Source organism: Streptomyces sp. NPDC051364 (genome assembly GCF_040682115.1).
Classification (GTDB): domain Bacteria; phylum Actinomycetota; class Actinomycetes; order Streptomycetales; family Streptomycetaceae; genus Streptomyces.
Window position 1 is genome coordinate 1 of the sequence record NZ_JBFBAH010000066.1, and the last position, 13,868, is coordinate 13,868.

General features: G+C 69.5%; 12 protein-coding genes and 4 pseudogenes. 9 read left to right on the forward strand and 7 right to left on the reverse strand.

Annotated features, from left to right (window positions below; all coding sequences use genetic code 11):
- Nucleotides 1–532: 532 nt before the first annotated feature.
- Both AB0M76_RS42750 and AB0M76_RS42755 read left to right on the forward strand, forming a co-directional pair.
- Nucleotides 533–945, forward strand: a pseudogene (locus AB0M76_RS42750) (transposase); the annotation flags it as partial.
- A gap of 143 nt (nucleotides 946–1,088) precedes the next feature.
- Nucleotides 1,089–1,577: a carboxymuconolactone decarboxylase family protein gene (locus tag AB0M76_RS42755; protein WP_365958175.1), complete on the forward strand. Its 489-nt coding sequence runs from the start codon at nucleotides 1,089–1,091 to the stop codon at nucleotides 1,575–1,577.
- Nucleotides 1,578–2,133: 556 nt separating this feature from the next.
- Here AB0M76_RS42755 and AB0M76_RS42760 read toward each other — a convergent pair.
- From AB0M76_RS42760 to AB0M76_RS42770, 3 genes and pseudogenes are all read right to left on the reverse strand, one after another.
- Nucleotides 2,134–2,778, reverse strand: coding sequence for a pyridoxamine 5'-phosphate oxidase family protein (locus AB0M76_RS42760; RefSeq protein WP_365958176.1), 645 nt, complete (start codon nucleotides 2,776–2,778; stop codon nucleotides 2,134–2,136).
- A gap of 35 nt (nucleotides 2,779–2,813) precedes the next feature.
- Nucleotides 2,814–4,055 (reverse strand): globin domain-containing protein, encoded by a 1,242-nt coding sequence (locus AB0M76_RS42765; protein WP_365958177.1) that lies wholly within the window; start codon nucleotides 4,053–4,055, stop codon nucleotides 2,814–2,816.
- Nucleotides 4,056–4,352: 297 nt separating this feature from the next.
- A pseudogene (locus AB0M76_RS42770) lies at nucleotides 4,353–4,613 on the reverse strand (transposase); the annotation flags it as partial.
- Between the two features lie 105 nt (nucleotides 4,614–4,718).
- Between AB0M76_RS42770 and AB0M76_RS42775 the strand changes: the two are divergent.
- Nucleotides 4,719–5,351: pseudogene (locus AB0M76_RS42775) on the forward strand (IS5 family transposase); the annotation flags it as partial.
- 22 nt (nucleotides 5,352–5,373) lie between these two features.
- Here AB0M76_RS42775 and AB0M76_RS42780 read toward each other — a convergent pair.
- The 3 genes and pseudogenes from AB0M76_RS42780 to AB0M76_RS42790 all read right to left on the reverse strand — a co-directional run.
- A pseudogene (locus tag AB0M76_RS42780) lies at nucleotides 5,374–5,550 on the reverse strand (LuxR C-terminal-related transcriptional regulator); the annotation flags it as partial.
- A gap of 709 nt (nucleotides 5,551–6,259) precedes the next feature.
- Nucleotides 6,260–6,865 (reverse strand): phosphatase PAP2 family protein, encoded by a 606-nt coding sequence (locus tag AB0M76_RS42785; protein WP_365958178.1) that lies wholly within the window; start codon nucleotides 6,863–6,865, stop codon nucleotides 6,260–6,262.
- Entirely contained in the window at nucleotides 6,865–7,533 is a 669-nt protein-coding gene (locus AB0M76_RS42790; RefSeq protein ID WP_365958179.1) for a DedA family protein, read from the reverse strand. Before AB0M76_RS42790 ends, AB0M76_RS42785 begins: the two co-directional genes overlap by 1 nt.
- A gap of 117 nt (nucleotides 7,534–7,650) precedes the next feature.
- Between AB0M76_RS42790 and AB0M76_RS42795 the strand changes: the two genes are divergently transcribed.
- Together AB0M76_RS42795 and AB0M76_RS42800 are read left to right on the forward strand one after the other, a co-directional pair.
- On the forward strand, nucleotides 7,651–8,025 hold the full coding sequence (locus AB0M76_RS42795) for a BlaI/MecI/CopY family transcriptional regulator (RefSeq protein WP_365958180.1): 375 nt from the start codon (nucleotides 7,651–7,653) through the stop codon (nucleotides 8,023–8,025).
- Entirely contained in the window at nucleotides 8,022–8,954 is a 933-nt protein-coding gene (locus AB0M76_RS42800) for a M56 family metallopeptidase (protein ID WP_365958181.1), read from the forward strand. The genes AB0M76_RS42795 and AB0M76_RS42800 overlap by 4 nt, the downstream gene beginning before the upstream one ends.
- A 195-nt stretch (nucleotides 8,955–9,149) precedes the next feature.
- Here the strand turns inward: AB0M76_RS42800 and AB0M76_RS42805 are convergent, their stop codons facing one another.
- A complete protein-coding gene (locus AB0M76_RS42805; RefSeq protein WP_365958182.1) occupies nucleotides 9,150–9,662 on the reverse strand; it encodes an SRPBCC family protein in 513 nt (170 codons plus the stop codon).
- 64 nt (nucleotides 9,663–9,726) lie between these two features.
- Between AB0M76_RS42805 and AB0M76_RS42810 the strand changes: the two genes are divergently transcribed.
- From AB0M76_RS42810 to AB0M76_RS42825, 4 genes are all read left to right on the forward strand, one after another.
- A complete protein-coding gene (locus AB0M76_RS42810; RefSeq protein WP_365958183.1) occupies nucleotides 9,727–10,317 on the forward strand; it encodes a TetR/AcrR family transcriptional regulator in 591 nt (196 codons plus the stop codon).
- Between the two features lie 78 nt (nucleotides 10,318–10,395).
- Complete coding sequence (locus AB0M76_RS42815; protein ID WP_365958184.1) at nucleotides 10,396–11,583, forward strand: transposase; 1,188 nt, start codon at nucleotides 10,396–10,398, stop codon at nucleotides 11,581–11,583.
- A gap of 822 nt (nucleotides 11,584–12,405) precedes the next feature.
- A complete protein-coding gene (locus tag AB0M76_RS42820; RefSeq protein ID WP_365958185.1) occupies nucleotides 12,406–12,702 on the forward strand; it encodes a hypothetical protein in 297 nt (98 codons plus the stop codon).
- A 419-nt stretch (nucleotides 12,703–13,121) separates the two neighbouring features.
- Nucleotides 13,122–13,673 carry a hypothetical protein gene (locus AB0M76_RS42825; RefSeq protein WP_365958186.1) on the forward strand — a complete coding sequence of 184 codons (552 nt, stop codon included), beginning with the start codon at nucleotides 13,122–13,124 and terminating at the stop codon, nucleotides 13,671–13,673.
- The last annotated feature ends 195 nt before the right edge of the window (nucleotides 13,674–13,868 follow it).

A 13,868-nucleotide genomic window follows, 5' to 3' on the forward strand; every position in this document is an offset into this window, starting at 1 on the left:
GCTATCTCGCCGGCCTGCACCTTCGCGCCTCCATGATCTGGATCAAGGACCTCACACGAACCGCCCCTTGATCACAACCAGATACACGCCCTAGTCAGCCACTCCCGCACAACGGGGGAACCTCACAAGGCAACCTGGTACCTGGCCACCAACCTGCCCCGGCCCGGCTCACCCCGCACTGCCGACAGCCCCCACCAGCCCGCCGACCTGGCCGAACTCGTTCGCCTCTACGGCCTGCGCCACTGGATCGAGCAGAGCTACAAACAGATCAAGGACGAACTCGGCTGGGCGGACTTCCAGGTCCGCTCCGACACCGCGATCCGCCGCCACCAGACCCTCGTGAACTGCGCGTTCTCGTTCTGCTGGGACGCATGGTTCGCAGATGAGCCCCCATCGCAGGACCAGACCCAGCCGCCCGGGGCCGCCGACGGGCCAGAGAGGGGGCACACCCGTGTCCCACCAGCCCCGGCCACCCAGCTGGCCCCGGGCCATCCGAGCGATCCGAGCCTGGCTCGACCCCTGGCACACCCTGCACCTGACGATGCGGCAGCTTGCGTCGCTGTTCGGGTCCAAGTCGGCGGCGGACCGGATCATCGACCACCTGGCCCGATGCTCGCGCTCCGGCCTCGTAAGCGGTTCGCCAAGGATACCGTGCTGATCGTGGACGGCACCCTGATACCCACCCGGGACCACGCCGTCGCCGCGCGGTCGAAGAACTATCGGTACTCCACCAACCACCAGGTCGTCATCGACGCCGACACCTGCCGAGTTGTCGTGGTCGGCCAACCGCTGCCGGGAATCGCAACGACTGCAAGGCGTGGGCACAGTCCGGCACGAAGGCCGCCGTCGGCAGGACCCTCACGATCGCAGACGGCGGCTACCCAGACCGGACCTGTCATCCCGCACCGCCGCGAGCGCCGCCAAACCGAACTCCCGGCCTGGAAGACGCTGGAAGAGGGTGAATGGGTGTGCTGATGACCTCGCACCTTGCGTAGGAAGAACTCTTTCCCGATTCCTGTCACGTCTGCGTGAGCCCATCCGTCAGTGCTGTGAAGACGCCAACCTGGCCAATGTGAAGGAGAGCAGTCATGACGAACCCCTCGATCTCCCGGATGTCCGACCCGGGCGAGTTCGTGCCTGCGCTGAAGGACATCAGCGCCGCCCTGTTCCGGGCCACGGGCAACCGTTCGATACCGCGCACCACGATGAGCCTGGTCCACCTGCGTGCTGGGCAGATCGTCGGCAACACCTACCTGACCATCTTGAACACCGGCTTCCTGCGTAAGGCCGGGGACTCCGAGGAGCGCATCACCGCCGTCTCCTCCTGGCAGGATGCCCCGTACTTCACTGACGCCGAGCGCGCCGCGCTCGCCCTGGTGGAGGCCACCCTCCAGCCCGCCCCGCACGGCAAGGAGCGCGTCTCCGACGAGCTGTACGCCGAGGTGGCGAAGCACTACGACGAGAAGGCGCTGGCCACCCTCACCATCGCGATCGGTCAGATCAGCTTCTTCATTGCTCTGGCGGTCATCGGCAAGCCGCAGCCGGTCAGCTCCCTCGCGGATCAGCAGTGGGACTGACCTGAGCCGGCCGCGGGCGGCCGTCAGGCGCGACCGCTGCTCCCGGTCGAGGTACTGCGCCAGGCTCTGGATGCCTGCGTGACTCCTCTTCATCCTGGGCAAGGCCACTGAACTGGTGCTGGATCAGTTGTGGCCCAAGGGCGGGAAGAGGAGACACCACCGAAGCCGTCATCGGCGCCACCACCGGCACCCTGACTCGCCCTCAGCTCCTCCGCCTCGGCCGAGTAGACGAAGGCGGCCGCCTCCTACGGTCGGCCGGACGGTTCCCCTGCGCCCGGAGCAGGCTCGGCAGGTCGATGAGCATCTGGCCCGGCCGGCCCCGGGTACCCGGGGGAGGGTGTCCGCTTCGCTGCGGCGTGGGGCAGCCGCGATGTCCTGGACGCGGTCCTGGTCCGCCCGGAGGCGGTGGCGGAGTCAGCGCCGACGGGGCCGTTGACGGAGGCGGGCTCTTCCGCCACCCGCTGCGCTTCAAGCGGCTGCGCGTGGAGGTGGCGGTGGAGGACCTGCCAGTACCGGGGCTGTCAATCGAATGGTCCGGATCTTGGCTGCCCTGCACCTACCCGGCGCCTTGGTGGTCCGTGGTCGCGAGGCGCGCGTCCCCTCGCGGCGTACCGAGTCCGGTGAAATAGTTCGAGTCTTTGGGGCGCGCGGTGTCATGGCCGGTGGGACGGGGCGCCGCTGCGAGGTGGGGTATGTACTTGGAGCAGTGGATGTAGGCCTCTTCGACGCTCAGATGAACCCACAACTCAGGACTGCGTCCAGGTGCGAGGTCGGTGGGCAGGCCGGGGTGGAAGGAGCGCAGGCCCGCGTCGGTGTAGAGGCGTGCCACGCCGTTGACGTGAAGTCCGACGCGGTGGTGGGTGAAGTCCACGAACAGCATACCGAGGTGGGGGTTCTCCGTTATGTTGCCTGCGCTGGCGAGCACGCCGTTCCCGCGGAATTCGGGGTAGGCGAGCGTGTGATCGTCGATCACGTGCACGAATCCCGGCGGTCCGGCACGGAAGCTGGCGTCGCACTCTCCGCGGGCGTCTGCGGTGGCCAGGAAGACCATGGTCTGGCGGCCTATGAAGTCCCGCATCTCGGGTGTGAGGCGGGGGCGCACCTGCTGGTCGTAGAACCGGGTGGCGCGCTCGGCCGTGCCCAGTTGCTGCTGCAGCCGGTGTTCACCTGTTGATCCAAAGGGCGGTCGGGGCAAGGTCACGGGTGTTCTCCTGGCAGGACGAGCAGGCGCTTGACTCAGGGAAGCGACAGGACGGGCGTCTCGAACGGATCGTGATGGATGCGGTCGGGCGGGGTGCCGCCGAGCGTAAGCGTTTCGGTGGCGGCGATGACCATCTGGGCCGGGCCGCTGAGGTAGACGTCGTGCTGGTACCACGGTCCGTACTCGGTCAGGACGTCCGGCAGGGATCCCCGGATTCCGGGGATGTACTCGTCGGAGACCGCGCCCCTGATGGTCAGCCAGTGGTGCCGCTGGGACATCCGGAGCATGTCGTCGACCCCGTACAACTCGGCGCCGGTGCGGACGCCGAGGAAGAGGTCCACTTGGTGGCGCTCGCCGCGGCGGGCGACCTCTTCGACGAGTGCGCGGATCGGGGCTAGGCCGGTGCCGCCGGCCACGCAGAGGAGGTCGCTGTGGACGGCGGCCTCGAGCACCATGTCTCCCATCGGGTGCCCCAGGTGGACCACGTCGCCCACCGCAGCCCGGTGCACCAGCGCGTTGCTGACCGTGCCCCCGGTCACCGCACGCACGTGGAAGGTGAGGGAGCCGTCGTCACGGGGTGCGTTGGCGGGGGAGTAGTAGCGCCAATGCTTGGGCCACCACGGCGTCTCGACGCTCACGTACTGTCCGGCGGCGTACTCGTAGGGCAGATGGGGGCGTACGGTGATCTCGGCGATGCCGTGGCCACGCGAGACACGGTGCACCACCGTGGCGGGCCACACCGCGGGCCGTACCGCCTCGTCCTCCTCCGCCGCACTGATCATGACTCCGGCGACCGCGCCGTACGCTTTGGTCCAGGCAGCGGCGATGTCCGCGGTCCACGCGGGGCCGGCGTAACGGGCGAGCGACGCGAGGAGGCACTCGCCCACGGCCGGGAAGTGTTCGCTGAGCGTGCCGAACTTTCGGTGATCGCGCCCGAGGTGGCCACAGAAGCGAACCAGGCTCTCGGGGTCGTCGACCAGGTCCACGATGCGCAGCAGCGAGCGCAGCAGGCGGCCGCGCTGGGCGTCCATCCCCGGCGGGAACATCGGACGGACCTCGGGGTAGCGGGCGAAGAGGATCGCGTAGAAGTAGACCGTCATCTCTGCGGCGAGTGGCTCGACCACTGAGACGGAGGCGCGTATGAGTTCTATCTCGTGGGCCGACAAGGGTGCTTCGACGACGTGGGGCCGGGCGGTGTGCACGGCCGGGGTGGGTGCCGGATCCTCGGGAGGCAGGGGCGTGGAAGCGCTGCTCGAACGATTGATCCGGAATCTCAAGGGGCCAGCGCTCCTCCGGCCGTTATCCGAAGTAGCTGCCCTCCGGCGGACCGTGGGGCGGCATCGTGCATGGGACCGGGTCCCTGATGGGCGTCGCGGGCGGCGCCCTCGCTGAATCGTCGTCTCAGGACAGCGGCGATCGGGGCGTCGAATCTGGCGATCATGAGTCCTCATCTGGGGTCGGGCGCGCCGAAACGGATCAAGCAGTTCCGGACGCTACATGACCGTGTGGGTGACTCAGAAGTAGCAAAGAACTATGGGCGGCATGCACAGATTTCGCCCATTTTAGCCATGCTGCTTGAGCTTGGCGAAGACGCCGAGCCGGATCCACTCGTCGCGGCGGTTGCGGATCGTGGTAGCCGAGCAGGTCGTGTCGGCGATCGCCTGGTAGGAGCAGCCGAATCGCAGGAGCTGCAGCATCTTGTCGAAGACGACCCGGTCGCTGATGCGTGGGCGATGGCAGCCCAGCGGATGGGTCGCCGCGTAGGTCGGTCGCTCAGGCAGCAGGGCGGCGACGCCCCATAGTGGTTCGGCCAGCCATGATGGAAGTACAGGCACAGGTCTCCCCGGTGATCACAGAGCGTCGCAACTCCATGATCACCAAGGCCTGTGCCTGTCTTAATTCCGGGGTAGCCCCACCACGCCTATCTGCGCGACCTCTTAGCCAAATGGGCAGACGAGGGCGTGTTCGCCCAGATGGGCGGCCTGCTCAGGCAACTCCTGCGGGAGAAGGAGGGCCGGGACGCCGAGCCATCGGCCTGTGGGATTGACGCCCAGAGCGTCAAGACCTCCACCAGCGTTCACGCCTCCAGTCAGGGCATCGACGCCGGGAAGAAGATCGTAGGCAGAAAGCGGAGCATCGTCGCCGACACACTCGGGCTCCTCATCGCGGTCCTGGTCACCGCAGCGAGCGTGCAGGACTCCTTCGCCGGCACCACGCTGCTCGACCAGGTCGCCGCCGACCACCCGCGTGTCCGCAAAGCGTGGGTCGACGGCGGCTACCGCCAGCACCTCGTCGAGCATGCCGCCATCCTCGGCATCGACATGGAAATCACCGCCCGCACCCCCAGGACCAGAGGATTCGCCCCGATCCCGAAACGGTGGGCGGTCGAGCGGACCTACGGATGGCTCATGCTCCACCGGCGTCTCGCCTGTGACTACGAAACCCTACCCACCCGCTCCGAAGCCATGATTCACCTTGCCATGACCGACCTCATGGCCCGCGGCCTCACCGGCGAGAACACCATCTCCTGGCGCGACCCGAAGAAAGCCGCTAAACACCCTATTCCGGGATGAAACACCGGAAGAAAACGACCTCTTAGCGCAGCCAGCCGCGCTGGGCTGCCTTGAGGCCGGCCTCGAACCGGCTTGAGGCGTTGAGGCGTTCCATGAGGCCTGACATCTGCCGGCGTACGCTCCGGGCGGAGATGCCGAGCTTGCGGTCCGCGACCTCGTCGGTGAGGCCCGAGGCGAGGAGCCGCAGGAGTTCCTGTTCAGCCTCGTAATGCGGATCCCCGCGAAATCCGCGACGCGTTCGAGCAAGCACTCTGCGAGTCCGGGATCGAGTTGCCCGGTCCGGGGCTGGCTCGGCGTCACGCTCTGCGCTGGCTGGCGGCGAGACTCGTCGATGGAGACGTCGCTCCCGCCGACCTGGCGACGGACGACTGGTGGGAGACGGAGGTCGAAACCGCGGAGGAGCGAGCATTCGTATCGCTGATCCCGCAATGCGTGTGCTGCGTGGAGTACACGTTGGGGGTTGACCAGCGGACGTGGACGGCCGAGCTGCGGAGCGCCGCGCTCGCCTTGACGTCGTCTGCGCCGATCTGCCCCGGCTGCTGACTCTGCCGTGACGGCATGCCCGCCCACGACAGCGGCGTAATCCCGGTTGGGCAGACTTCACCGAAGCGGCTGTTCGGCGGCCTGGTCCAACAGCGTCCGCGTTGCTCATCATGTGATGGTCATTTCGACTTGCCGTACGTCGCGAGCCCCGGGTAGGCCCAGACTCGGAACTCCAGATGGCGGCGGCCTTGAGTTCACAGGCTGGCCGCTGTGAACTCAAGGCGCGGGGGAACGCCGTGGAGCGCAGCTTCCGGTGTGTGGGTGCGAGCCTGAAGCGCACTGCCCAGCACCGGCGCCGGCCGCGGTGAGGCGGGCTGTGCGCGTGCCCCGGTGCGGCTGCCCAGCCGCACCAGGCGGGCGGCGGGTCACGCCGCGGCCAGCAGGGGGCGCAGCGGGCCTTCCTTCAGGCGGGCGGCGAGCGTGCTCTGCTTACGGCGCACGGCCCAGGTGGTGAGGAGGGCGACGAGGGCGCCGACGAGGAACCCGATGACGACATCGTGGGGGTAGTGCACGCCCACCCAGACCCGGGAAGCCGCCATCAGGACCGCTGCCGCGAGGGCGATGAGGCCCAGCCGGCGCGATACGAGGAGCAGCGCGAAGGCCGCGGCCGAAGCGAGGGCGGCGTGGTTGCTGGGGAAGGACCAGTCACCGGGTGCGGGGCACGCTTCGAGGGTGATCACGTGCAACTGCCGGCAAGGCCGGTTCTCATGGACGGCCAGCTTCAGCAGGGAGTCGACGCTGAAGGCGAGGACGGTGACCAGCGGGACCGCCAGCGCGGTGACCGCGGCCGGGGTCCCCGCGCGGCGGGCCTGCCACCACGCCACGAGCATCAGCAGTGCGAACACTCCCAGCCCGTAGGCCGACCAGCCGGTGATCAGACTGTCGACCCAACCGGGCGCCCGGTGGGTGAGGTCGACGATCTTGAGGTAGGCAGGGCCGTCGATGGCCGAGCCGTCGTACGCGAGATTCATCAAGGGGCCTCGTTCCGGTGCTGGGCGGCCCGCCGGGAGCGGAGAAGTTCGGCTGCCAGCGGCAGCAGGGACACGGCGACGATGAGGGCGATGATCGGCAGCAGGTAGGGGTCGACATTGGGGATGGAGGAGCCGAGTGCGTATCCAGCCAGCACCAGGCCGACCGTCCAGACCAGGCCCCCGGCGACCTGCCAGACGGTGAAGACCCGGGTGGGGATGTTCAGCGCCCCGGCGAGCGGGTTCAGGACCGTGCGGACCACGGGGACGAAGCGGGCCAGCACGATCGCCTTGGCTTGGCCGTACCGCTCCAGCAGTTCCTCGGCGCGCTCGGCGCCGTCGTGCAGGCGCTTGGACTTGCTCCGGGAGAGGACGGCTCCGCCCGCCCGGCGCCCGATGAGGTATCCGACCTGGGCGCCGGCCAGCGCACCGGCCGCCGCGGCGACCAGGACCCAGGGCAGGGACAACGTCGCAGCCTCGTCCGCGGTGCCCGCGCACAGCAGGCCCGCGGTGAAGAGCAGGGAGTCGCCGGGCAGGAAGAAGCCGACCAGCAGCCCGGTCTCGGCGAACATCACCACCGCGACGCCCAGGACACCGAAGGCCGCCAGCAGCGGCTGGGCATCGAGGAGGTTCACCGCGACGGGGGGCGCGGCCAGAACGGATACGGCCATGGGTGGGTGGCCTCTCACTGAATGCGGGCAGGGGGTAGCCGAATGGAACAACCGGTCGACTACAATCACGTAGACGGTCTACTGCACTGTAGACGATCGGGAGACGAGGGGAACGCAATGGCGGAGGGCGCTGCAGAGCGCAGAGGGTCGGGGGAGCTGGAGGCGAGCGTGCTCGCGGCGCTGTGGGCCGCGGACGGCCCCCGGACCGCCGGACAGGTGCAGCGCAGCCTGCCGGTGGAGCTGGCCCGCACGACGGTGACGACGATCCTGTCCCGCCTCTTCGAGAAGGGGACCGTCGGCCGGGAACGCTCCGGTCGCGGATTCGCCTACTTCCCCGTCCAGGATGCCCACGGTCTGACTGCCCGGCGGATGCACCACGAGCTCGACAAGGACACCGACCGCCAGACCGTGCTGGCACGGTTCGTCTCCGACCTGGGTCCCGAGGACGAGCGCATACTGCGCGACCTCTTGGAGGGCGGTGGCGGACGGTGATCGCTGCGCTGCTGATACCGCTGCTGATGCCGTTCGCCGCGCCGACGCTCGTGCGGTGGGCCGCTCCCCGCCTGCGGCCTGCGGCCGCGATGTGGGCGCTGACCGCGACAGCGTGTGTACTGGCAGGCTGCTGGCTGGCGGCACTCGGCGGCCTCATCCTCGCCGGCGCGCTCACCGTGTCCGCTGTGGCCCGCCTCGGCCACCTGATCCGCCCTTTGAACGTCGCGCCTGCCGTGGTCGCCTATCCGGCGACCGCACTCGCCGTCGGTGCGCTGTCCGTCTGCGCCTGCGCCGTGATCCGATCGGCGCTGTGTCAACTCCGTCAATACCGCACCGCGCACGCGCAACTGCGCGGTGCGCCCTCAGCGGGAGACCTCAGCGTGCTGGACCGCCCCGAAGTTGACGCCTACGCCCTCCCCGGGAACCCGGGGCGCATCGTGGTGACCTCCGGCATGCTGCGCACCCTGGACGGACCCGAGCGAGAGGCCCTCCTCGCCCACGAACGGGCCCACTTGGCCGGCCGCCACCACTACTTCCTCGCCGCCGCCGACCTCGCCAGCCGCTGCCATCCCGCTCTGAGCGGACTGCGCGATGCCATCGGGCTGGCCGTCGAACGCGTCGCCGACGAAGCCGCCGCGACCGCGGTCGGCGACCGCAATCTGACAGCACGCGCCATCGGACGCGCAGCCCTCGCCGGGAACGCCGGCAGAACCGCCCGCCCCTCGTTCGCTGCGGGAGCCGCGGGTGGCCCCGTACCGCAGCGGGTCAAAGCCTTGCTCCAGCCAGCGGCCGCCCCTCACCGGCCGGCGATCGCGGCGGCCGGCCTGCTGCTCGCCTGCTCGGCTGTGACCGGCGCGGGAGCCGCCGCCGGGCTCGTGAGCCTGCATCACAACGTGGAAATCGCCCAGGGAGAAGTGCAGGACGACTGACCGTCGGCCGCCTCTGAGTGAGCGAGGTTTCCTCGCTCTGGAACAGGGCGTGCAGGCAGCGATGGACAGGGTGACGCCCCCGAGGCGGGCGGGATCGGCCTCTTCGCAGCTCGGTTCCACACCCGGCCCGGACTTTTACTGGCCCGCCGCGGGCGGGCGTGTCCGGTGTCCGTCACGGCTCAGGGGTCAGGTACGTCAGGTAGCGGACGGCTCCACGGGCCCGCGGGTCCGGCGGGCGAACACGAGGCGCAGTAGGCGGACCCAGGCCGACCAGCGGGCCGGGTGGGGCAGGTGGTTCGTGGCCGCCCGCTGGATGTTGTCGAAGGCGTCCTGGAGCAGGGCTTCGTGCAGCCAGCGGATCACCAGGGGCCACATCAGGAGCATCTTGCCCTCCAGGCTTCCCGCGGCGGTGTGGGAGATCCGGCAGCGGGCCGGCCCCTCGGGGGTGATCAGGAATTCGTGGTACCCGGTCATGCCGAGTCCGGGAGCGAAGGTGAACCGGAGCCTTCTGCCCGGTTCGTGAGCGACGACCGAGTAGCGGATCCTGCCGTGCCCGCCGCTCGAGCCGACCGCCAGGCCTGCGTCGAGGTGCAGCGGGGACCAGGCGGGGGTGGGCCAGATCAGGTCCTGCGGGGAGCCCAACCGGTCCATGAGGGCGCCGACCTCGGCGGCGGGCGCGTCGATGGTGCGCTGCTGGAAGTTCTGCACGTCGTCTCCTTGCCCGAGCCTCCATACGGAGGCGCATGGAATGACCGTACGGTAGCGTATGGACGTGAATCAAGGGCGACAACGACTGACGGCGGACGACTGGGCGGCGGCAGCGCTCGATGCGATCGGCGAGCGCGGGCTCGGCGCGGTGGCCGTAGAGCCGCTCGCCGCGCGGCTGGGCACCACCAAGGGCAGCTTCTACTGGCACTTCACCAACCGCGACGCCCTCATCGAGGCGGCCCTCGCGCTGTGGGAGCGCCGGTTCACCGAGGCCACCATCACGATGCTGGCCGCCGAGCCCGACCCGAGGGCCCGGCTGCGGACGCTGCTCACGAGGGTGACCGGGGGCGCCGGACGGGGCGCCGCGGCGGCGAACCTGCTCGCGTCGGCCGACCACGAGCTGGTGGCGCCAGTGGTGCGACGGGTGGTGCAGCGCCGGCTCGACTACACGATCGAGCTCTTCCAGGAGATCGGCTTCCCGCCGGCCGTCGCGGTCCAGCGCGCGATGCTCGGCTACGCCGCGTACGTCGGCCACGACGAGCTGGCGACGAGGCTGCCCGGCGTGCTCCCTCTCAGCAGCGACAGCCAACTGGCCGGCTACATCGACTCCGTGCTCGATCTGCTCCTGCACGGCGCCCCCACCCGCCGCCCCTAGCGGTGGTTTGTTGACGGCGGGTCAGGGTTGCGGTAGGCCGGTAGCAGAGGAACGTCGCCTCGCCGCTTGGGGGCTGTGATGACCCGTCGTCTGCCGTGTCCGCCAGCTCCGGGCCCGCTGGAAGCCTACGCCGCACGCTTCGATGACCTCTTCTCCACGCTGGCACAGCGCCGCGGGTTCCGGGAGTACCTCGCTGGGCTGTTGCTGCCGCGGGACCGGAACAAGACCCTGACCTGCCTGGCCGGCGCTGAGCCCGTGATCGGGGCCCAGCACCCGGCGGTGCAGCGGCTGCAGTTCTTCCTCTCCGAGTCGACCTGGGACCACGAGCAGGTCAACGTTCGTCGGGTGGAGCTGCTGCTGGCCGACCCGGTGACCGCGCCGCACGCGGGCGGGGTACTGGTGATCGACGACTCGGGTGACCGCAAGGACGGGACCGCGACCGCGCATGTCGGGCGGCAGTGGCTGGGACGGCTGGGCAAGACCGACAACGGCATCGTCACCGTGACGACCTGCTGGGCAGATGAGAACCTCTACTACCCGCTCCACGCCGTGCCCTACAGTCCCGCCCGTCACTTCCCGGCCGGCAAGAGCGACCCCGGCTTCTGCACAAAACTGCAGATCGCAGCCGGACTGGCCCGCTCGGCGAAGGCTGCCGGGGTGGCCTTCCGGGCCGTGGCCGCCGACTGCGCCTACGGCGACCAGGACAGCTTCCGCAGGCAACTCGGCGAGGCGGGACTGCCGTTCGTGATGGCCCTCAAGCCGAGCCACGGCACCTGGGCCTACGGCAAGGACGCCTACACCCCCGTCGACGCCGCACGCGCCCTGACCTGGACAGACCCCGAGCATCCCGGCGAGTGGACCACCGTCGAGCGGACCTTCCGCGACGGGCACACCGAAACGTGGTGGGCCGCCGACGCCCGCCTCGGCTGGTGGGGACCCGACGGGAACGTCCGCCTGGTCGTGGCCACCACCGATCCGGCCACCCTGCCCGCGCACTCAACCTGGTACCTGGCCACCGACCTGCCCCGCCCCGGCGGCCCCCGCGAGGCCGACCGGGGGGAGCCGCAGCGCGGCGAGGGCTTTCCGCGCCTCGGCGGTGTTCAGGGCCCGCTCGGCCCGGCCGCGCTCGGCCCGCAGGTAGGTGACCACGGTGCAGGCGCGGCAGATCGGGAGGAAGTTCGGACACATGTTGTATTCCGTACTTGGGTGCGAGACCCCCGCCAGGACGGGCCCCTGTCGGTGCCCGTGCCGGTGAACCTGGATTGACTGCCAACGGGGTTGGACTACCCGCAGTGCGGCTTTCGGCGTTGGCCTGTGTGGCGTGTGGCGCTACGTCGGGCTTTGTTGATCGTTGTCTTGGGCATGCAGACACCGATGATGAAGCGCGCGGCGCTGTCCCTGGGGGCGTTGACTCTGGGGGCGCTGGCCCTGGGGATGCTCCCCGCCCACGCCACTGCCCTCCCCGGTCGGGTACTCGCCCCGGCGAAGACCGTCAAGACGTTCAGCTCCCCTGGCAGCCACAAGTTCCAGGTTCCGAAGGGGAAGGTCGCCGCCGCCCTCGCCGCCGCGCAGCATCACCATCGAGTAGTTCTCACGGGGCGGGCGGACTCAAACCGCCTCTACCGCCGTGTTCGGCCCCGGGACCAACCGGCGCCTACTAGGTTTATTGCCCAGTGAGGTTGGGGACGCGGGCAAGGACACGGGGCCGTTGAGCCGGGCGGGTGTACGCGCAGTGAAGCCGCGGACCAAATGGTCCGGGGCTTGGAGGTGAACGCTCGTGCCTCCGTAGTACCGCCGTGGGGTCGCCAGAGTGGCGCGGGGTCGGACTCTTTCTGTCTCCTGCTGTTTGTGGGTGCGTGTGGTGCGCCGGTGTTGCGCGGGTGTGCGCCGTGGGGTGCGACTGGGCGCCGTCACGGCTCCGAGTATTGCGCTGAGTGTCTGGGCAGTCACTGTCTGTGCGTAAGGGTGGGGTTCGGGGACCGGTTCAGTGGGGGCAGCGGCTGACGTCGGCGGGGGTGCATGTGACCGCCGGGCTGTTCTGCCCTCCCGGGCACTGCCTGAGCGGATGAGCGACGAGAGGATGAGGCGATGTCGGACATCACGAAGATCGGTGTGCATCTGATCGCGGCGGAGGAAAGCGCGGCCGGTGTGAGCGGCTGGGTGTCCGTCGGTGTTGCGGGACGGGAGTTCAGCCTGGGCGCCGCCGCAACGGCTTCGAGGCCAAGGGGCGACTACACCTACCAGTTCGGCCAGGACGCCAACGTCCTGCACGAGGGCCGCAACGACCCACGTCTGCCCCGCCTGGACACCGACGACCTCGACTGCTACCCCGTCCGTCCTCGCTTCGAGCCCACAGACGGGAGCGCGATGCGAACCGGTGCCTGAACGGTGACCGCCACGGTCAACCCGGGCCAGGACCTCTCGTTGCGCTTCGACAACCTGCGCTTGGCTGGCACCGGCCCCCGACCAGAAGATCTGGCCCGGCCAGCGCTGCGGCAAGTCCGTCTACCTGCCCTGCATCTGACCTCACGGCACAACTGCTCCCGGCCCGCACCAGGCGGGGCGGCATCGGCGCCATGCCGAGCAGGCCGGTGGCCTGACCCTGGAGGGATCGAGTACAGCGCCACGCCTAAGCCCGCGTTCACCACGGCGGCCGGCCGCTGCACCTTTGGCGGACTGCGCGCTGGTGCCGCGGAGCGTCACGACCACCTACACCCCACCGAACACGTTCGAGCCCAGCGCAGCTCCCTCGCACGGCATTCCGGCGAGTCCTGTCACCAGCATCATGTACGGAAGGAAACCCGATGGATCTCTCGTCTTGGCGGACGACGCTCACACGCGGCGCTCTGGCGGCGGCTGTGGCCGCCCTCACGCTCACCGGTACCGCTCACGCCGCCCCTGCGGCCCCTGTTCTCCCGAGCGGACCGGTCGTGATCACCAATCACGCCCACACCAACTACCTCATTCCCGACGACGGGGCCGGCAATGCCGGCACCTACCTGCAGGTGTACTACCGGGCCGACCATCCCTACCCGCGCACGTTCCAGTTCGAGCCAGTGAGCGGCCGCCCCGGCGTCTACCACTGGAAGAGCGCCAAGACCGGGAACTGCGCCGACGCCAAGACCGGTGAAGCCGGCGCCTCCGTTTATCTCGCGGCGTGCAGCGCGAACAAGTCCCAGTGGTGGATTCTCCGGTACACCGGCGAGGACGCCACCCGGTGGGTCCTGTCCCCGTTCCTGAATGAGGACCTGGCCGTGACCGGCCTGTACGGCGACGACAACTATGCGCCGCTGCGTGAACTGCCGAACGCGAACGCGGCGACTGCCTCCCAGCAATGGCACTTCACCCGGCAGTAGCCCCGGCAGCCTTCGCCCCCGGTACGAGCCGCTCAAATGCCCGCGCCGGGGGCGGAGCCATGCCCGGAGAGGGTCCGCCGGATCGGGTCAGGCCAGGGCACCTAGGGCGTGTATCTGGTTGTGATCAAGGGGCGGTTCGTGTGAGGTCCTTGATCCAGATCATGGAGGCGCGAAGGTGCAGGCCGGCGAGATAGC